Origin of the sequence: Agrobacterium tumefaciens (assembly GCF_005221385.1) — a bacterium.
Lineage (GTDB): Bacteria > Pseudomonadota > Alphaproteobacteria > Rhizobiales > Rhizobiaceae > Agrobacterium > Agrobacterium tomkonis.
Genome location: NZ_CP039904.1, coordinates 1413391 through 1433071 on the forward strand (window position 1 = coordinate 1413391; position 19681 = coordinate 1433071).

The 19681-nt window shown below is 59.0% G+C and carries 17 protein-coding genes; 6 read left to right on the forward strand and 11 right to left on the reverse strand.

The annotated features are described in order from the left end of the window. Nucleotides 1-19 precede the first annotated feature (19 nt). From CFBP6623_RS21740 to CFBP6623_RS21750, 3 genes are all read right to left on the reverse strand, one after another. Complete coding sequence (locus tag CFBP6623_RS21740; protein WP_046802203.1) at nucleotides 20-1525, reverse strand: TRAP transporter large permease; 1506 nt, start codon at nucleotides 1523-1525, stop codon at nucleotides 20-22. Between the two features lie 15 nt (nucleotides 1526-1540). Next, nucleotides 1541-2089 carry a TRAP transporter small permease subunit gene (locus CFBP6623_RS21745; RefSeq protein WP_046802204.1) on the reverse strand — a complete coding sequence of 183 codons (549 nt, stop codon included), beginning with the start codon at nucleotides 2087-2089 and terminating at the stop codon, nucleotides 1541-1543. 353 nt (nucleotides 2090-2442) lie between these two features. Further along, entirely contained in the window at nucleotides 2443-3663 is a 1221-nt protein-coding gene (locus CFBP6623_RS21750) for a LysR family transcriptional regulator (RefSeq protein WP_046802205.1), read from the reverse strand. Between the two features lie 72 nt (nucleotides 3664-3735). Here CFBP6623_RS21750 and CFBP6623_RS21755 point away from each other — a divergent pair, with 72 nt between their 5' ends. From CFBP6623_RS21755 to CFBP6623_RS21780, 6 genes are all read left to right on the forward strand, one after another. Then, nucleotides 3736-5118 carry a dihydroorotase gene (locus CFBP6623_RS21755; RefSeq protein WP_046802206.1) on the forward strand — a complete coding sequence of 461 codons (1383 nt, stop codon included), beginning with the start codon at nucleotides 3736-3738 and terminating at the stop codon, nucleotides 5116-5118. Next, entirely contained in the window at nucleotides 5118-6356 is a 1239-nt protein-coding gene (locus CFBP6623_RS21760) for a Zn-dependent hydrolase (protein ID WP_046802207.1), read from the forward strand. The genes CFBP6623_RS21755 and CFBP6623_RS21760 overlap by 1 nt, the downstream gene beginning before the upstream one ends. Before the next feature lie 2 nt (nucleotides 6357-6358). Beyond that, nucleotides 6359-7450 carry a DUF917 domain-containing protein gene (locus tag CFBP6623_RS21765; RefSeq protein ID WP_046802208.1) on the forward strand — a complete coding sequence of 364 codons (1092 nt, stop codon included), beginning with the start codon at nucleotides 6359-6361 and terminating at the stop codon, nucleotides 7448-7450. A 2-nt stretch (nucleotides 7451-7452) separates the two neighbouring features. Continuing rightward, complete coding sequence (locus tag CFBP6623_RS21770; protein ID WP_046802209.1) at nucleotides 7453-9111, forward strand: urocanate hydratase; 1659 nt, start codon at nucleotides 7453-7455, stop codon at nucleotides 9109-9111. Nucleotides 9112-9214: 103 nt separating this feature from the next. Further along, nucleotides 9215-10522, forward strand: a complete 1308-nt coding sequence (locus tag CFBP6623_RS21775) for an MFS transporter (protein WP_046802210.1) — start codon at nucleotides 9215-9217, stop codon at nucleotides 10520-10522. Nucleotides 10523-10664: 142 nt separating this feature from the next. Continuing rightward, nucleotides 10665-12329 carry an HAL/PAL/TAL family ammonia-lyase gene (locus tag CFBP6623_RS21780; RefSeq protein WP_046802211.1) on the forward strand — a complete coding sequence of 555 codons (1665 nt, stop codon included), beginning with the start codon at nucleotides 10665-10667 and terminating at the stop codon, nucleotides 12327-12329. Nucleotides 12330-12624: 295 nt separating this feature from the next. On the opposite strand, the gene CFBP6623_RS21785 is transcribed toward CFBP6623_RS21780, so the two are convergent. The 8 genes from CFBP6623_RS21785 to CFBP6623_RS21820 form a co-directional block, all read right to left on the reverse strand. Next, on the reverse strand, nucleotides 12625-13599 hold the full coding sequence (locus tag CFBP6623_RS21785) for a DUF4432 family protein (RefSeq protein ID WP_046802212.1): 975 nt from the start codon (nucleotides 13597-13599) through the stop codon (nucleotides 12625-12627). A gap of 15 nt (nucleotides 13600-13614) precedes the next feature. Next, complete coding sequence (locus CFBP6623_RS27115) at nucleotides 13615-13941, reverse strand: NUDIX hydrolase (RefSeq protein ID WP_232370456.1); 327 nt, start codon at nucleotides 13939-13941, stop codon at nucleotides 13615-13617. A 356-nt stretch (nucleotides 13942-14297) separates the two neighbouring features. Then, nucleotides 14298-15110 (reverse strand): inositol monophosphatase family protein, encoded by an 813-nt coding sequence (locus CFBP6623_RS21795; protein WP_035225353.1) that lies wholly within the window; start codon nucleotides 15108-15110, stop codon nucleotides 14298-14300. Continuing rightward, entirely contained in the window at nucleotides 15103-15903 is an 801-nt protein-coding gene (locus CFBP6623_RS21800; protein WP_046802214.1) for a glycerophosphodiester phosphodiesterase, read from the reverse strand. The genes CFBP6623_RS21795 and CFBP6623_RS21800 overlap by 8 nt, the downstream gene beginning before the upstream one ends. A 17-nt stretch (nucleotides 15904-15920) precedes the next feature. Next, nucleotides 15921-16787, reverse strand: a complete 867-nt coding sequence (locus CFBP6623_RS21805; RefSeq protein WP_046802215.1) for an ABC transporter permease — start codon at nucleotides 16785-16787, stop codon at nucleotides 15921-15923. Nucleotide 16788: 1 nt separating this feature from the next. Beyond that, a complete protein-coding gene (locus CFBP6623_RS21810) occupies nucleotides 16789-17706 on the reverse strand; it encodes an ABC transporter permease (RefSeq protein ID WP_046802216.1) in 918 nt (305 codons plus the stop codon). Next, nucleotides 17703-18722, reverse strand: a complete 1020-nt coding sequence (locus tag CFBP6623_RS21815; protein ID WP_052760279.1) for an oligopeptide/dipeptide ABC transporter ATP-binding protein — start codon at nucleotides 18720-18722, stop codon at nucleotides 17703-17705. Before CFBP6623_RS21815 ends, CFBP6623_RS21810 begins: the two co-directional genes overlap by 4 nt. Continuing rightward, on the reverse strand, nucleotides 18719-19666 hold the full coding sequence (locus CFBP6623_RS21820) for an ABC transporter ATP-binding protein (protein WP_046802217.1): 948 nt from the start codon (nucleotides 19664-19666) through the stop codon (nucleotides 18719-18721). Before CFBP6623_RS21820 ends, CFBP6623_RS21815 begins: the two co-directional genes overlap by 4 nt. Nucleotides 19667-19681: the final 15 nt, after the last annotated feature.

The following is a 19681-nucleotide window of genomic DNA, read 5'->3' on the forward strand; positions in this document are numbered from 1 at the left end:
TTGTGCGCCCGTCGGAATGTCAGGGGTTGCTGGGCTTGCCGAAGCTTGGGGCGTTGCCGCCAGGGGCGAAGGGATTAGCGAACGGATCGGCGTCGCTACCTGCGCCGGGCATCGGTACATTGATATGGACGGCCGAGGGATCGGCGACCTTGGCACCCGACTTGTAGTGCATCACTATTCCGGGGAAGGCGATGATGATGATGACCATGGCGAGCTGGATGAAAAGATAGGGAATGGCGCCGAGATAGATCTGGGTCGAGGTGACCGGCTGGATCGTTTGTCCCGTGATCCGATCCTTATAGGCACGCGTCGGTGCGACGGACCGCAGGAAGAACAGCGAAAAACCGAAGGGCGGGTGCATGAACGACGTCTGCATGTTGACCGCCAGCATCACGCCAAACCAGATCAGGTCGATGCCAAGCGCATCCGCGACCGGCGCCAGCAGCGGGATGATGATGAAGGCCAGCTCGAAATAATCGAGGAAGAAGGCCAGGAAGAACACCAGCAGGTTGGCGACGATCAGGAAGCCGATCTCGCCACCGGGGATCGATGTCATCAGATGCTCGACCCAGACGTGACCGTTCACGCCATAAAAGGTCAGGGAAAAGACGCGCGCGCCGAGCAGGATGAGCAGAACGAAGGACGACAGCTTTGCCGTGGCGTAGAGCGACTGCTGGATCAGGCCGAAATTGAGCTTACGGTTGGCAAGCGCAAGGGCGAGTGCGCCGACAGCACCCATGGCGCCACCTTCCGTGGGGGTGGCGATCCCGAGGAAGATCGTGCCGAGCACGAGGAATATCAGGACGAGCGGAGGCACCAGCGAGGTAATGACCTTGAGCAGCAACTTGGTGCCGCGCAGGGTCCGCGCCTCCAGCGGCAGGGCCGGAACTTTTGTGGGGCTGATGATCGATGTGATGATGATGTAGAGCGTATAAGCCGTTACCAGCATCAGACCCGGAACAAGCGCTCCCTTGTACATGTCGCCCACCGAGCGGCCGAGCTGGTCAGCCAGCACGATCAGCACGAGACTTGGGGGGATGATCTGCGCCAGCGTGCCTGACGCGGCGATCGTACCTGCTGCGATTTTGCGGTCGTAGCCATAGCGCAACATGATGGGAAGCGAGATGAGGCCCATCGAGATGACCGAGGCGGCGACGACGCCGGTGGTGGCGGCCAGAATTGCCCCGACGAAGATGACGGCAAACGCAATGCCGCCGCGGACCGGTCCAAACAGCTGGCCGATCGTGTCCAGCAAATCCTCCGCCATGCCGCTCTTTTCAAGAATGAGCCCCATGAAGGTGAAGAACGGTATCGCCAGCAGCGTTTCGTTAGACATCTGGCCGAATATGCGATCGGGAATGGCCTGGAACAGCGTGGCTGGCAGCAGGCCGAGTTCTATCCCGATGAAGCCGAAGACAAAGCCGACAAAAGCCAGCGCAAAGGCTACCGGATAGCCGAACAGCAGCACGATGATGAGCGCGGCGAACATGATCGGCGCGAGATTTTCCGCAAGGAATGCCATTATTGTTTCTTCCTTCGATCAGAGCATTGCTGCCGCGGCATCAGCCGCCGCAACCGGATCGGGGATATCGCCGCGCAGGATTGCGACGCGTTTGATGAGTTCCGACACGCCCTGAAGGGCGAGCAAGCTGAAGCCGATTGGTATCAGCGCCCAGACCGGCCATTGAATGAGCCCGCCCGTATTATTGGAAACTTCACCGGAGGCAAATTTCTGCAGGAACACCGGCCAGGAGAGATAAACCGTGATGAGGCAGAAGGGCATGAGAAAGAAGATGGTCCCGAGGATATCGACCCACAATTGCCCCTTGCGCGGCAGGCTTCCGTAAATCAGATCGACCTTCACATGCTCGTTGTTGAGGAGCGTGTAGGCGGCGGCGATCAGAAACACAGCGGAGAACAAATACCACTGGGATTCAAGCCAGGCGTTGGAACTCATCGAGAACGCCTTGCGCATGGCGGCATTGATGGCGCTGATGAGAATGGCGGCGAGCAGCAGCCACGAAATACCTTTGCCAATAGCAGAGTTGGCGGTATCAATGGCGCGCGAAAGCGCCAGCAAAAACTTCATGAGATCCTCCCCGGAAGCGGCCGCGTACTCCTCGATACGCGTGCTGCCGCTATAGTTCGGGCACGATATCAATGGCGTCTTCACGCTCAAGGGCTGCTGCCGGCGAATTTCTTCAGGCGTACCGAGAACTGGGTATGTGAGGGGCAACTTCAGTAGGACGGCAAGGGATAATGAAATGAAAGAGCGTGCTTGGGCACCCAATACTTCGTCGTGCTCGACATCAACCCGGAAGACAGGCTTCCCGCTATCGGCCTCTATTTCTCTTGCAAGTTCATTGCGCTGGAAGCCCAGCGCTCGGCGAAATGATAGAGACTTGAAGCCAAGTTGCAGGAGCCGAGCTTACCCGGCCACCATTAGTTCGTCATATCAAGCAGCTGAAGAACGCGCTGCGCCATATCTGTGCCTCTGTCATCGGCGCGCCAGGCTAATAGCAATGGAACGGAAAATGTCATCGGCAATGGGATTTTCGTCACCTTGGGGGAGGTTATTCCCACGCCGGACGGCAATATCGAACAATATCCGTGGCCGACAATCAGTTGCACTGCCACCGGTATGCTGTCGATCTCAATCAACTGCACCTTTGATAGCCAGGTTGGCCCAAGCAGGTGCTCGAGAAAGCTTTCGGCCGTCTGGCGCAGTCCGGAGGCGCGGGAAGGTAGTACCAGAGGGTACTTGAGGATCGCCTCCCGCATCTGTGACGGTGAATATGTATCCGCCAGTTCAGGTGCTTCATGCTGCAGGAAACATGAAAGGTGGCTGCGCAGAACCTCACGGCTGCGCAGGCGGGAATTGTTGACTGGCATGTCGACAAGGACTGCATCGTATCGCTGCTGTTCAAGCCCTTCCAGCAGACTGTCTGCAAGTCCGGGCTGCATCAGCAGCGGTGTGTCGAAGCGCCGTGCCCAGTTGGCGGCAACGCGCGCCAGAATAATTGCCGTCGGGCTGTCAGTTGTTGCGGGAGGAATGCCGCCGAATGACCAATGGCGCAGATGCCGCTTGAAACGCAGGGCGGATGTGGAGTCCAGCGCAGCCCAGATATCGCGTAATTTGTGGACGTGGGGCGATACGCGCAGCCCCTCGGGCGATGCGCGCGAGCCGCTGCGGGTCCGTTCAAAAAGCCGGACGCCCAGGTTTTCCTCCAGCATCGCCATCATCCGCGTCAGCTGTGGTTGCCCGATTTGAAGCCTCAATGCGGATTTACGGATCGAGCCCGATTCGAGAATGTCCACGAAGCGGAACAGTGCAATCAGCGACACGCTTCTCTGATAAATATCATTCGCATGGTCATCGCCGCACGCGCCGTGGATCGCGAAGATTTCATGGGTGGCCTGCGCGAGATACGGGCTAAGTCGCCCGCCTTCGGCTGTCAGGATCAGGCCTTTTGCGCCCTGGACGAAAAGCTTGACGGAGAGGGCGGTTTCCAGGCGGCTGACGGCATCCGATACGGTTGAAACCGGAATTCCCGTTGCCTTGGACGCAAGGTGGATGCCGCCGAGACGAACCACCTGGTCACATAAAAGAATCGTCGAAACCTTCACCGCCCACGCCTCGTCTTGACCTTCCCATTCCGGCATCGGCTGTCCGGATTTTGGGATATACCACTAATTTTATTGTGCCTCATAGTCGAAATATGACAGGAGGACGACATGGCGGATTTCGATACGGTTTTGGCGGGGCGGGTCATTCTGACCGACCGCGAGATTTCTCGAGGTTTCGTGGCCATTCGCGAGGGGAAAACGGCACTCATCGGAGAAGGCCCCGCGCCGGCTGGAAGAGAAAATCATGATTTCGGCACCGGCATCCTATTGCCTGGTGCCATAGATGCGCAGGTGCATTCGCTGTCGCAGAAGGGGGCCGAGGGTTTTGCAGCCTCGACCCGTGCGGCGGCGGCGGGCGGCGTCACGACAATCGTTGACATGCCCTATGATGAGGGCAATCTTGTGTGTTCCGCCGAGGCTGTCAGGCGCAAGGTCGCGATGATCGACGCGGAGGCGCGCATCGATGTTGCACTTTATGGCACTGTCGATCCGCAAGAGGGTTCCGCCCGCATTGCCGAACAGGCGGCGGCGGGAGTTTGCGCCTACAAGTTCTCGACCTTCGGCACGGATCCCCAACGCTTTCCGCGTATCCCACCCGCGCTGCTTCGCGCCTGTTTTGCCGAGATTGCAAAGACCGGGCTTGCCGCAGGCGTGCACAATGAGGATGACGCCTATGTCCGCGCCGCGATTTCCGAGGTCGAGGCATCCGGTATAACCGACTGGCGTGCGCACGGCCTGTCGCGTCCCGAACTGGCTGAGACGCTGGCGATGCTGCAGATTTACGAAACCGGTGCAGAGACAGATTGCCCGGCACATGTCGTCCATTGCTCCGTCAGCCGCGGCTACGAAATCGCCGAGATGTACCGCAGGAACGGCCGGTATTCCTCCGTCGAATGCTGCATTCACTACCTTGTTCTGGATGAGGAAAACGACGTCGCGCGGCTTGGCGGCAAGGCCAAGATCAACCCGCCCATACGCGCCCGAAAAGAAGTGGAGGCGATCTGGCGTCATCTGGCCGAAGGGCGGGTGTCGATGGTGTCTACCGACCATGTGAGCTGGAGCGAGGACCGCAAGACCAATCCCGATATGCTGAAAAATGCCTCCGGTGTCCCGGGGCTGGAGGTCATGGTGCCGCTTTTCGTCAAGGGCGCGATCGCGCGCGGTGTGCCGCTGGTGTGGGCGGCCCGGCTGATGGCCGAAAATCCGGCCCGGCATTTTCGTCTGGATCACCAGAAAGGCGGGTTGCAGGTTGGGCGTGATGCTGACGTCATGGTGCTCGTCGATCGGCCCGTGGTGTATGACGCAGCCAGCAGTCCTCACTCCATTGCGGGGTGGTCGCCTTATCACGGCATGGAACTGCCCTGGACGGTCGCAGCCACCTGGCGGCGAGGCGAGATGGTTTTCGACGGGGAAAACGTGCTGGCTGCGCCGGGAACCGGTATTTTTGTGCGGCCGCCCGAAACGCTTGGTCTGCGCGAGGTGCTGTTGTGATGCGCCGCAATCTCGATGCGTCGATAAAGGACATAGAAACGGATCTCGATGCACTGGCGCAGATTACCGATCCGGAACGTCCCTGGACCCGCCGCGCCTTCTCGCCCCGTTTCGATGAAGGGCGCGACTATCTTCGGCGGCGTTTCCTGAGTGAAGGATTGAATGTCTCGACGGATGCGGGCGGGAACCTGATCGGCCGCCGGGAAGGCACCGAGCCGCAGGCCGGAACGATCATGCTGGGCTCACATTCCGACACCGTGCCGGACGGCGGACGTTTTGATGGTGTTGCCGGTGTCGTCGTTGCATTGGAGGTCGCACGCATTCTCTCCCGGCGCGGTGTTGCCTTGCGGCATAACCTTGCCGTCGTCGATTTTCTTGCTGAAGAAGTCTCCATTTTCGGGGTTTCCTGTATCGGTTCGCGAGCAATGGCGGGCGTTCTGCCGCAGGACTGGCTGAGGCGTATCAGTGACGGGCGCGATCTGGCGACGGCCATACGTGACGTGGGCGGCAAGCCGGAAAGTCTTGAAGCTCCCTTGGCTGATGACCTGAAGGTCTTTCTGGAACTGCACATCGAACAGGGGCCGGTTCTCGAACGGGAAAAGATTGCGCTTGGGGTGGTGACAACCATTGTCGGCATCAATCGCGTCGAGATCGAGGTGACGGGTCGTCCCGACCATGCCGGCACGACCCCGATGGGGTTGCGTGCGGATGCCCTCGTCGCTGCGGCGCGGATCGTGAGTGAGATCGAGCGGTACGCGACGGAGCTTTCCGGTGGTTCCGGGCATTTTACCGCAACTGTGGGCGAGTTCGAAATCTCCCCCAACGCCGCCAATGTGGTGCCGGGCCGGGTCCGCATGCTGGTTGATATCCGCGCCGAGCGGGCCGAGGACAAGGAAGCATTCGTATCCTGGCTGACCGGACTTGACGCGGACGGTGGAAACACGATCGAAGCGCGGCTGATTTCCGGCAATCCCGGCGTACAGATGGATGAGGGATTGCAGGAGATGCTGGCAAAGGCCGCAGACCGGCTGGACACGCGCTATCGCAAGATGGTGTCGGGTGCGGGCCATGATGCGGCGTTCATGGCGCGGCTGTGTCCTTCGGCGATGCTCTTCGTCCCTTGCCGCGGCGGCCGTTCCCATTGCCCGGAAGAGTGGGCCGATGCGGCCGATCTCGCTTTGGCGGCTGAAGTTCTGGCGAACACGATTATGGAATTGGACAGAAAAAGGGAGGGCTGAAAGTGGCCAGAATTCTGACGGAGAAGGATGTGGAACCCGCGGTGCGGGGAGGCGCGGTCTATGCGGCTGGCGGTGGCGGCTGGGTCCACCATGGACGGATGCTGGGCTATGCCGCAGTGAACGCCGGTGCGCCTGAACTCGTCTCGATCGACGAATTGAACGAAGATGACTGGGTGGCGACGGCTGCCGCTATTGGCGCGCCGGCCTCCACGACGCCCTGGGAAATGCGGGGCGTGGATTATGTCAAGGCCGTGCAGCTTTTGCAGGACGCGCTTGGTGCAAAGGTCGCGGCCCTGATGATCGGGCAGAACGGCAAGTCCTCGACCCTCAACGCATGGCTGCCTTCGGCTATTCTTGGCTGCAAGGTGCTGGACGCGGTGGGTGACATGCGGGCCCATCCGACCGGCGACATGGGGGCAATCGGCATGGCCGGAAAACCGGACCAGTCGATCCAGACGGCCGTCGGCGGAAATCGCGATCAGAACCGCTATATCGAGCTTGTAACGCGCGGCGCAACCGGCCGGATCTCTCCCATCCTGCGCACGGCCTCCGACATGTCGGGCGGTTTCATCGCCTCGGCCCGCAACCCGGTTCGCGCCGGCTACGTCGCGAAAAATGCCGCGCTCGGCGGAATTTCCAAGGCGCTGGAGCTTGGTCACGCAATCCTCGCCGCCGAGCCTCGAGGGCATGCGGCAATCCTCGACGCGATCCTTGCGACCACGCGCGGCAGGATCATGATTGAAGGAGAGATCACGGCGAAGGATGTCGTTTATACGAATGAGGCTTTCGACGTTGGTACGGTCACCATCGGCAGGGGCGATGCGGCGCTGACCCTGCATGTGATGAACGAATACATGGCGGTCGATGCGGTCGATGGTCGCCGCCTCGCAACCTTTCCGGACGTCATCACCACATTGTCGCAGGAGATCGAGCCGCTGTCTGTCGGTGAGCTGAAGGTCGGCATGAAGATCCATCTGTTGCATGTCCCGAAGACCCTCATTCCAATCGGCGCGGGCCTGATGGACCCGGCGATCTATGTCCACCCCGAAAAGGTCATGGGCATCAACCTGACCGACTACGCATTGGAGGCCTGAAGATGCCGAGAGAAAATCCCCGTAATCCGGGCTTCCCGATCCCTTCAGGCCCGGACCTTCGAGCGAAGGGCTGGCGGCAGGAAGCCCTGCTGCGCCTCATGGAAAACGTGCTGGCTGTCGGTGAAGACCCGGAAAACCTCGTCGTCTACGCAGCACTCGGGAAGGCGGCCCGCAACAAGGCCGCATATGATGCCATCGTAAGCGCATTGACGACCATGGATGAGGATCAGACACTCGTCATTCAGTCGGGAAAGCCGGTCGGGTTGATGAAGACTTCGACCGAGGCTCCGATGGTCATCATGGCCAATTGCAACATGGTCGGCCAATGGGCCAAGGCCGAGAATTTTTATGCTCTCGAACGCAAGGGCCTCATATGCTGGGGCGGCCTGACTGCGGGAGCATGGCAATATATCGGCTCGCAGGGCGTCATTCAGGGCACCTATGAAATCTTCATGCGCATTGCCGAACGCCGCTTCGGCGGCACGCTGAACGGGCGTTTCGTATTGACCGCGGGCCTTGGCGGCATGGGAGGTGCGCAGCCGCTTGCAGGCCGCATGGCGGGCGCGGCCATCCTGTGCGTGGAGATCAATCCGGAACGGGCCCGCACCCGCAAGGATATCGGCTATCTCGACGAGATCGCCGATGATCTCGATAGCGCACTGGCACGGATTGAAGAGGCCCGCGCAAAGGGTGAGGCGCTGTCCGTCGGACTTGTCGGCAATGCAGCGGAAATCTATCCCGAAATAGCCGCGCGGGGGATCATCCCGGATATCGTGACCGACCAGACCTCCGCCCACGATCTCGTTTATGGCTATATTCCAATCGGTTACGATCTGGACCGGGTACGCCGCCTGCGCAGCCAGAACCCGGATGAGCTGATCGAGGCCGGCAGGGCGTCGATTGCCAAACAGGTAACAGCCATGCTGGAGTTCCAGCGGGCCGGCTCGGAGGTTTTCGACAATGGCAATCTGATCCGCACGCAGGCGCAGGCCGGTGGCGTTGCTGATGCCTTCGACATTCCGGTCTTCACCGAGGCTTATCTGCGCCCGCTGTTTTGCCGGGCGATTGGTCCCTTCCGCTGGATGGCCCTGTCGGGCGACGCCTCGGACATTGCGCGGATAGACGAGCTGGTGCTGGAGATGTTTCCGGACAACAAGATCGTCACCAACTGGATTTCGCTGGCGCGCAAGCACGTTCCGTTCGAGGGGTTGCCGGCACGCATCGCCTGGCTCGGCCATGGCGAACGGAGCGCACTCGCACGTCGGGTCAACGCTCTGGTCGCTTCGGGCGAATTGAAGGGGCCGGTCGCCTTCTCTCGCGATCACCTCGATTCAGCGGGCATGGCGCATCCGAACATCATGACGGAGAACATGCTCGACGGTTCGGACGCCATCGCCGACTGGCCGCTTCTCGACGCGATGCTGCTCTGCGCTTCGCGCGCCGACCTCGTCGCACTTCATTCCGGCGGCGGGGGATATGCGGGTTTCATGACCTCGGCAGGGGTCACGATCGTTGCTGATGGAACCAACGCGGCCGACGACCGGCTTTCGCAATCACTCGACAATGATACCGGGCTCGGCGTCATCCGTTACGCGGATGCGGGCTATGCCGAGGCGCAGGATGAAATTGCCAGCAAGGGCATAAATCACGTGCAGATCTGACAGGTCAAAGCGAGGAGACTTCATCAATCGCCACGAAGGGCGGAAAATTACGATCACTAATCAACACCGCCTGCCGGCACCGGCAGGCCAAGAGGGGACAATAATGGAAAAAACATATCAAAATTTGTCAGTGACACCGGCCAGACGGTCATCACCGGAGCGCGCTGTTGCCGCAGCATCGATAGGCAACGCCCTGGAGTGGTATGACTTCACCGTCTATGCGCTGTTTGCAATCTACATCGCCCATAATTTCTTTCCCGGCGGTGATCATACGGTCGAACTCGTGAAAGCCTTTCTCGCCTTTGGGCTAGGCTTCGTGATCCGCCCCCTGGGAGCCATCGTGATCGGGGTCTATGGCGACAAGGCCGGCCGAAAGGCCGCACTGTTCCTGACCATCATGATCATGGCGGCGGGCACCCTGCTGATCGCGGTGGCGCCCACCTATGCCGCGATTGGTGTGGGAGCGCCGCTCATGATCCTTGCCGGACGAGTCCTTCAGGGCTTCTCCGCGGGCGGAGAAATCGGCGGAGCAGCCGCCTTTCTTGTTGAACATGCGCCCGCCGACAAAAAAGGCAAATATGCTTCCTGGCTCCAGGCAAGCATGGCGATTTCCAACATCATGGGTGCACTCGTCGCCTTTGCGGTTACCTCGCTTCTGACGGAGCAGGAGATCGGCGACTGGGGCTGGCGGATCCCATTCTTCATTGGCGTACTGATCGCGCCGGTGGGCCTGTGGCTGCGCAAGACGCTGGACGAAACGCCGGCTTTTCAGGCCGAACAGGCAAGTCTGGAGAACAAGTCCGCCAAAACACCCCTGAAGCTCGTCTTCTCGGACTATTTCGGCCATCTGATCAAAGGCTTCGCTTTCTCGATCCTGTGGGCGGTTTGCGTCTATGTGCTGATCATCTACATGCCGATCTTCGTTCAGCGCGCTTTCGGTTTCAGCCCTTCGGAGGCGTTTACGGCATCGCTGATTGGCAACGTCTTCCTCGCGGTCGGCTGCGTCAGCGCCGGCAGCATTTCGGACAGGATCGGCCGGCGCGTGATGCTTGCTGTTGCCGCCGGCGCAATGCTGGTCGCTGTCTATCCCCTGATCTGGTGGCTGCAATCTTCACCGACGCTGACGACGCTCATCATCGTGCAAAGCCTCTTCTGCATCATGGTCTCGGGATATGTCGGGGTCGCGCCCGCGACCCTGTCTGAAGTTTTCCCGACGAATATCCGCACCACCGGCATGTCATTGGCCTACAATGCCGCCGTAACGATCTTCGGAGGATTTGCCCCGGCGACGCTGACCTGGCTTGGCAGCACGGGCATCGGTTATCACGCGCCCGGATTTTATGTCATGGCCGCGGCGTTCATATCGCTGATAGCGGTCCTGATCCTGCCGAAGCCGTATTCCACGAACTGAAGGAGATGGGCCGCTCAAGGCCCAGCTCGCCCAATTTCTCCACCCGTCATGTCTGGAAGTTTCCAGTCGAAGCGAAGCCGTTTCGACGCCGGACAGTGCTGCAAACATGACGGCATAATAATAACCAACTCAAGGGAACATCATGTCTGTTAAAAACGGGACTATTCATCGCCTCTCCATTGTCACAGCTTTTGCGATCGCCGGGCTTGCTGCTTCAAACGCACGGGCGGAACATTGGTCCATCGACGGTCAAAACCTGACCGTGGAACAGGTCGTCGGCCTGGCGCGGGATGACAGCGCCAAAATTACTCTCACCGAAAGCGCGGACAAACGGATCGCCGAAGGCTTCGATCTGGTGATGGAGGCCGCCCTGCAAGGCAAGGCGGTCTACGGCCTGACGGTCGGCGTTGGCTGGAACAAGGATCGCCCAGTTTTCGCGATGAAGGACGGCAAGCGTGTGCTGGACGACGATCTGCTGAAACTGTCACGCGCTTTCAATTCGACATCCCTGCGCGCGCATGGCGCGGGCGTGGGCGAGCCGATGGCGGTAGAGGCCGTGAGGGCGGGCATGGCGATCCGTCTAAACCAGATTGCAACCGGCCGAACCGGCGTTCAGAGCGCCGTTGCGGAAATGTATCGACAGTTCCTGGAGCAGGGGATTACCCCGGTGGTTCCTTCACGCGGTTCTGTCGGCGAGGCGGATATCACCCTTGCCTCCCATATCGGTCTGGCGATGGTCGGCGAGGGGGAGGTCTTCATGAAAGGCAACCGCATTCCCGCAGCACGCGCCCTGACTGACGCCGGCATCGCTCCGCTCGAGCCGGTTGGCAAGGATTTCCTTTCGATCCTTAGTACGAATGCGCTGACCGCCGGACAGGCTGCCCTGCTGGCGCACGATACGGCGGGTTATCTCGAGAAAGAAGCCATTGTCTTTGGTTTGGCACTTGAAGGTTTTAATGGCAATGTCGCCCCTTTCCTCGCGGCGACGAACGAGCTGCGCCCCTTTGCCGAAAACACATCCGGGGCACTGATGGTTCGCTCTGCCCTTGACGGCAGCTATCTCTGGTCACCCGCGAAGGATCGGGCGCTGCAGGACCCGCTGTCTTATCGCACCATGGCCTATGTGCTTGGCGGAGCCGAAATTGCAACGCAGGATTTGACCAAGGCGCTAGAAATCCAGATCAATCACAGTGATGACAATCCGGGCGTAGTTGCGGGAGCCTCGGACGACAAGGTTTCCGGACAGGTCTCCCAGTATTTTATCGAGGGCGAAATATCGGGAGCGATCTATCCGAGTGCGGGTTTTGAGATGCTGCCGGTGGCCTCGAGGGTTGAAACACTGAACACGGCGCTGGTGCGTCTGTCACAGGCCATTACGATGCAGACGATCCGCTTCGAAAACCCGGACATGACGCATCTTTCGCGGTTCCTTGCTGCTGAAACCAATCAAGGACATGCATTTGGTGCGATCCAGAAACCGCTCGTCGCGCTTCTGGCCGAAAATCAGCAGATCGGCGCGCAGGCTCCCGTAGGGTCGATTGCGATGGCAGGAAATATCGAGGATCTGGACAGCCACGCACCGCTTTCGGTCACCAATCTCGGCCGAATTCTGGATAACCTCTACTGGATGTCCTCGATCCAGTTGCTCCATGCGGCGCAAGCTGTTGATCTACGCAAGCCCGGGCAGTTGGGAGCGGGGACAAAAGCGCTGTTTGAAAATTATCGCCGCAGTGTGCCCTTTGTGGCGGTGGACCGAATATATACCAATGATTTCAGTACGGGTTATCGCTTTCTAAAGGCCCGTTGAGCGGTTGTTATATTGGTGTTGAACAGATGAGATGACCGATGTCTTCCGCCCCTTTTCGCAAAGCAAATACTTGATGCTGCGGCACGGCCCGAAGACCTCGGCCATCCCCGCTATGATGGGCAGCGCCGAATTTGATACAAGGTAATCTGTCGATCTATATTTCGACAGGACCGGGAGCTGGCTTTACAGAGGAATATCGGCAGATAGCTGACAGCAGGGCCCATTATCTTGTGGAGGGTTCTGGAGTCTGGAATCGAGCGGGCTGTCGCAAATATTCCAAAGCCTGCACCCCGTTTCATGAGGGGAGTAAATCTATTTGCAGCTTGTAGGTGCGGCTTTCCCCAGCATCCAGCTGACCGCCTTCGGGTGGTCGGAGATCGGATCGAGGCTCGATCCCAAGTGCGAATACGCCGGACTGGTATGCGCGCCAGGTCGCAAACTTTGGAAGCGCCACCTGATCATAGGTCAGGGAGAGGGAGAAACCACATCGCTTGTTTTCGAGAACAATTGGCGTGTCGTGCGGAGTGACGCGGCAGTCGATATGATCCACTTTCTCCCCAAAGCTGTCGTGAGGGATCGGCGGAGTCGAATTGATTTCGCAAAGCGCAGGTTCAGGCAAGCCCTTCACGATCAAGGTCTCGTCCAAGAATGGATATCCGACGTTGAGGTGATAGAGGATAGCGTGTTCGGATGGTCGAAAGCTTCGGTTCGTTACCGTGTCTTCAATGAGCAGTGTGGATTCGAAAATCGGGACGGTTATTTTGCGGTGCAGTTCTAGAACCTCTCCGAAAACACTTGATTGCCGCACCGTGCCCTCGCAGATGATGGTGCGTGTCCCAACCTCGACGCCAAATCTCTTCAGCCGCGACTTCTCGGACGAGATCCGGCCGTGCTGCGGCAACCGCCTGGATTTGAGATTTGGATATCCGTAATGCGTGACATCGGAGTCATGAGGCCTGCTGTACTGGTCCAGACCGCATGTCACCATGAAGCCATCGAAATTGCGGAAAAAGCCCAACCCCTCTTCTGAATCCGGGTCATGTGGCGAGAATGGCATCTGGTTGGAAGAGTGCCAGCCTACATTCACCCCCTTGAACGACAGCGATGACACGTCGAAACCACGATCGACCGCGATCTCGAAGCCGATACCGGCGGCATTTCTGGCAATGATAAGACGCTGTCCTCTGCCCGGGCCATCTTCCATTGTTAAAAGCCGTGCGTCGGCAACCGAACGGAAATCTGCGGTTCGGCGGAGCAAATCCATGTCCATCAATTGATCCTCATTTTACGGCTCGGAGCGCTGATACGTGGCCGGCAACGCCAGGGTTTCAAGTTTTGAGATCAAGCAACGAAGCTCCGGTTCCCTGACGGAAGAGGCTGCGGCCGCCGGCGTGAACCAGCTCAGTCTGCGTTCGTCCTTTTCGGGATAATCGCTCTCGAGCCCTTGCACATCGAGCAAATGGACCTGGACCATCGCAGGGACAAGATTTCCGTCATCCAGCCTCTTAAGATAGGTGTAATGACCCCATGCCTTTTTCTGGACACGGCCTCTCACTCCGGCTTCCTCCCAGGCCTCGGTGCAGGCAATTTGGTGGGGCTTCTTCTTCCCCATAGGCCATCCCTTTGGGACGACCCAACGGCCGCTGTCTCTGCTCGTTATCAGCAGGACTTCGATCGCTCCGTCTTGCTCAGGTATGCGTCGAAAGCAAATTGCAGCATATTGCGTCCTGACATCACCCTTCGGCAGCTTGCCGTCTACTGGTGCTGAAACTTCGGTAGTTTTGTGTGCCAAGTCGATAGCCTTTCACACTCCTGTCATGCACGTCGGCTATAGGATTGGTGGATCAAGAGTGCTGAATATCTCGATTATTCAGCGGCTTGACTGACGAGATGCTTGAAGGTTTTGTCTGATTGTGAGGAGCGTCGCACCGGCTTGCGCGACGCCCGTTGGTAAAAGGCGATTGAGGGTCAGGCAGCCGCCGAAAGGTTGTTCAGCACCGGCTTTACTCGATTGAGAAACTCCTTGGAGCCGCAGACGAAACGAAGTTTCTGCGGTAACTCCGTATTGTCCCAATCGATCGTGTGAGTGACGCCCAGTCCCGCGAGGATTGGCAATGCCGCCATGACGTCCCATGTGGAGTCACCGACAGAAACGTACCCATCTGTCTCACCCATCATCACTTCGATCAACGAGAGCGTTGCGGACCCCGTGAAGCGGAAGCTTATGCGCAGGTCATCCGAGATGAACCGGATGACCTCCAGCCTGTCAGCCGTCGAGACCGATGGATGAATGCTGAAACCTGTCGATGCGCGAGACATGTCGAGCGCTGGCAGGGGACCGAGAGGCTTTCCATTGAGCTGCGGTACGATGGCGTGACCACCGATTAACAGAAGGTCGCGTGCAGGAGCGAAAATAACGCCGAAGGCGGGACGCCGGTTCTCGAAAAGCCCGATTGAGACAGCCCAGTTCTGGGCGCCGCGGACATAGTTGAACGTGCCGTCAATCGGATCGATGACCCAGATGCGACCCGAAGTGCCGGTGATCTCGCCGCCCTCTTCTCCGAAGACTCCATCGTCTGGAAAAGCTTGACGAAGCCTCTCGATAATCAGGGCTTCGACCTGTTTGTCGGCTTCGGTGACCAGGTCGAGGTGCCCCTTCTTCTCGACCGGCAGGGTGGCCAGTTTTTTGAAGTGGTATAGAGCCAGGTTTCCAGCTTCCCGCGCAATGCCCTCGACAATGCGCGCCTGATCCGAAGAGACTGTTGTGTTTACCTTATCCACGCGCCTGATCCCGCAACCGTGCGATCTGTGCGACATCGTCACCGAGAAGCTGATCGAGCTGACCTTCACGGACCCACTGGACAAGTTGAGATTCGACGTCCACGCCATACGTCATCAATTTTTCATGGTGGCCGGCTGGCAGATAGCAGAAGGCCGCAAAGCCCTCTTCATGCAGCTGGCGCGCCTCGCCGCTGGCGAAATGATAGACTTCGATATTCATGGCATCGAGATCGGCCTGGCGAGCAAGCGACGCAGGATCGATAAGGCGGGAGTGCATCAGGCCGACTGTCGGAACCTCCGGGATGGCTTTCTTAACGTCCCTCAGCTGCACATAATCGAAGGAAGAGAACTGCAACAGGTCGGCGGCACCAAGCTCATCGATCAATGCGCGTAGCTTCAGGAAAAACACGTCGTTCTGGTCGTAGATCTTGAGTTCCAGTTGGTAGATGATGCCAAGCTCTCGTGCGAGTATAAGCGCATCACGCAGTCGCGGCACCTGCTCACCTGCAAACTCGTCACTGAACCAGCTACCGGCATCAAGCTTCGCCAGCTCAGCATAGGTCATTTTCTGGACGATGCCGTGGCCATTCGTCGTGCGATCAACGGTCTTGTCGTGCATCAGAACGAGCTCGCCGTCGCTGGTGATGGAGAGGTCGGTCTCGCAGGTCGTAAGCGGGCCGCCATACTCGAAAGCCTTGCGAAACGCGACCAGCGTATTTTCCGGGGCGCCGGCGCTGTGGCCGCGGTGGCCACCGATGCGCATGTTCTCAATCGTCATTCGAAGCGGATTCATAGTCTTTTCCTTCTGAGTTAGCGGAGGCGCGCGTCGAAGCGATCGCGCAGATAGTCGCCAAGCAGGCTGATGGAGAGCGTCGTCAGGACAATCACGGCGCCGGGGAATGCGGCGATCCACCATGCGATCGCGAGATAGTTGCGGCCGTCAGCGACCATCAGCCCAAGGCTCGTTTCCGGGGCTTGAATGCCAAGACCGAGGAAACTCAGGCCACTTTCCAGAAGGATGATTTCTGGAAAGTTCACGGTGAACTGAACGATCAGGGGGCCAGCGATGTTGGGGAGCATGTGGCGCAGATAGATGCGCATCGGAGGCACGCCGACGATACGAGCGGCTTCGGCATAGCCCTCCTCCTTCGCGCTCAGGACCAGACCGCGCGTCAGTCGCGCATAACGTTCCCAGCTGGCGAAACCGACAAGGAACACGAAGAGAATTGGGCTGGAACCAAGCAGCGCCAGAACGCCGAGCGCAATGACGATGAAAGGAACCGACGCCATGGCGTCGGCGAAGCCCATGATGGTGTTGTCCACCCAGCCGCCGAAATGGGCCGCCAGCAGGCCGAGCGTGGTCCCCATGATGGCGCAAATGAAGGAGCCAACCAGCGCGATCATTAACGTCATCTGTGTCGCGACGAGCAGATTGCTGACCACGTCGCGACCAAGATAGTCGGTTCCAAGAAAGTGCTCGGCCGACAGGAATGGCCTGGCAAACCGCGCGATTGGATCCTGGCTCAGGTAGTCAAAGGGCGAAATCCAGCGTGCCGTTACGCCGACGATGACGACGATCGCAATCCAGAGGCAGCATAAAGTTATGCTTGCCGGCATTTTGCGGAATGGGGCCAGCACGGAGATCGGCGCGGGATTGGAGGAGGTGATCGATGCCATGTCAGTGCTTCCTGATTTTCGGATTGAGAACCGCATAGAGAACATCGACGGTGAGGTTGATGGCCACCATGAACGCGGTGAAGAGGATGATCATGGCCTGTACGACGGGTAGATCGCCGGTGCTCGTCGCATTGACAAACCCACTTCCGAGACCTGGCCACGAGAATACCGGCTCTATGAGTGCCGATCCGCCAAGCAGACCGCCTGCGACGAAGCCGAGTGTCGTCACCATCGGGATTGCTGCATTCGGAAGGGCGTGACGCAAGATGACGTCCCAATTCGGTATGCCATCCGCACGAGCTGCCGCGATATACGGCTGACCGAGCACGTCGATCAGCGTGGAGCGCATGAACCGCGCCACGGCCGCAGCGTTGAACAGCGCGAAGGTTGCTATGGGCAGGATGGCATGGTTCCAGGTTGAACTTCCCGAACTCGGCAGTACCCGTAGCCACACTGCAAACACGAAGACGAAGACCAGACCGAGCAGGAAGTTTGGAATGCTGTAGCCGAGAACAGCGCCGGCCATCACACCTTTGTCGACAGCAGATTCACGACGCACAGCCGCAATAATTCCGACGGGGATTCCGATCAGGAGGCTCAGGAAAAAGGCCGAAACCGTCAACAGCAGGGTTTTAGGGATTCGCTCGCTGATAACGTCGAACACTTCTCGGCCATCTGCGAATGATGTCCCGAAGTCGCCATGGAATGCATTGGCGACATAGTAGAGATATTGTTCCGGGATAGAGCGGTCGAGACCCCACTTCTCGTTGAACGCGGCAAGCGCCTCCGGGCCGGCATTATCCGACAACATCGACTGCGCGGGATCACCGCTCAAGCGCAGAATGACGAAAACGATGGTAACCGTGAACACGAGAACGACGATGGCACGTATGACGCGGGCGAAAATGAAGCTGGTCATATGGCCAACTCCTTCTTCACGAGGACATCAGCCGCCGGGACGGATTGACGGTCAATCTCCTCTGCACGATGGCAGGCAGCTTGCTGGTTCCCGACCAGTCGCAATGCCGGCGTCTCACTGACACATCGGTCGATCGCGAATGGACAGCGTGCCCGAAACGCGCAACCCTTTGACGCATTGCTGGCATCGAGTTCGCCTTTGATCGGCGGTTCGATATTTCGAACCCTGGGATCCATGGTCGGCACGGAAGCCAGGAGTGCCCGCGTGTAGGGATGCCGCGGATTTTGGTAGACCGTCTTGATGTCGCCTGTCTCGACAATGCGGCCGAGATACATGACGGCGATACGGTCAACGAGATGGCGAACGATCCTCAAATCATGGGTGATGAAGACGTAAGCGAGATCCATCTCCTGCCAGAGCTCGCTCAGAAGTGCCACCACCTGGGCCTGCACCGAGACATCGAGCGCCGAAACAGCCTCGTCAAAAACGACCAGCTTTGGATCAAGGATCAGCGCGCGTGCGATGACGACGCGCTGGCGCTGACCGCCTGACATCTGGTGTGGGTAGCGGTTCATCATCGCTCCGGAGAGGCCGACACGTTCCAGCATCGCGGCTGCCCGCCGATAGGCCTCTTCCCGACCACAGACATGATGAACGATCAGGCCTTCGGCGACCTGCTGGCCGATCATCATTTGCGGGTTAAGCGCCGCGAGCGGGTTCTGCTGTACGAGGGAGGTGCGAACACGGAAATTCCTCCAGTCCGCCTTCGTCCGGTCTTTGTGGTTTACGCCGTCAAACCATACATCGCCGCTGGTTGGTGGTGTCAGACCAAGGAGCAGTCGGCCAAGTGTCGACTTGCCGCTGCCGGATTCGCCAACAACACCGATGCGTTCCCGAGCCGACAGTTCGAAACTGATGTGGTTCGCGGCGAGCTGCTGCGTCGGCCTGGTGAAGAAACCAGTCTTGTGCCTGTAAGCCTTCGTCAGATCGCTTGTTTGAAGCAGGGGCGTCATCATGCGACCACCGGATGATAGCAGGAAGCTTCGTGGGACAGGCCGATGCTGGAGGGAGCAGGGAAGCGAGTCACACATTCCTCGGCCACGCGCGGACAGCGCGGATGGAAGTAACAGCCATCAGGCAGGCTCTCGAGAAGAGGAACAGAACCCGGGATTGGGATCGGTGGCTCAAGATCGGCGGGATCGATGCTCGGCATACAGTCGATCAGAGCGCGGGCATAGGGATGAGCGGGCCGCGCAAGCAGCTCCGCAATTGGAGCCGTCTCGATGATCTTGCCGCAATACATGACTGCTGCCTTGTCGGCGAGACGCGCAATCACCCCGAGATCATGGGAAACGATCATCAGGGCCATGCCAGTCTCGGCCTTCAACTCTTCGAGGAGGTGGAGGATCTGCGCCTGCATGGTGACATCGAGCGCAGTCGTTGGTTCATCGGCGATCAGCAATTGAGGCTTTGCCGCGAGTGCATGTGCGATCATGACGCGCTGGTTCATGCCGCCGGAGAATTGATGGGGGTAGGCGCGCAGACGGCTTGCGGCGCGGTCGATACCGACGCGCTCGAGAAGCCGCATGGCTTCCAGCCGGGCATCGTTGCCATTCAGCCCCTGATGGCGATAGAGCGCCGATTCAAGGTAGCGGCCTATTGTGTGAACCGGGTTCAGGCTGCTGGTTGGGTCCTGGAATATCATTGCGATCGTCGGATCAGCGGCCCTGCCGGATTTCGTCGCATCACGTTCGAACTCGATGGAGCCACCGGTGCGGGCGATTCCGCGCGGCAGCATGCCCGCAACGGCGTAACAGGTCATGCTCTTGCCGCAACCGGACTCCCCAACAAGACCGAGGGTCTCACCGGCATCCACACTGAAGCTGATCCCATCAATGATTTTGGTATTGCGTGCCGGGACTTCGACGACCAGGTCGCGAACGGTCAAGAGCTTTGGCATTCTTTGATCTCCTTG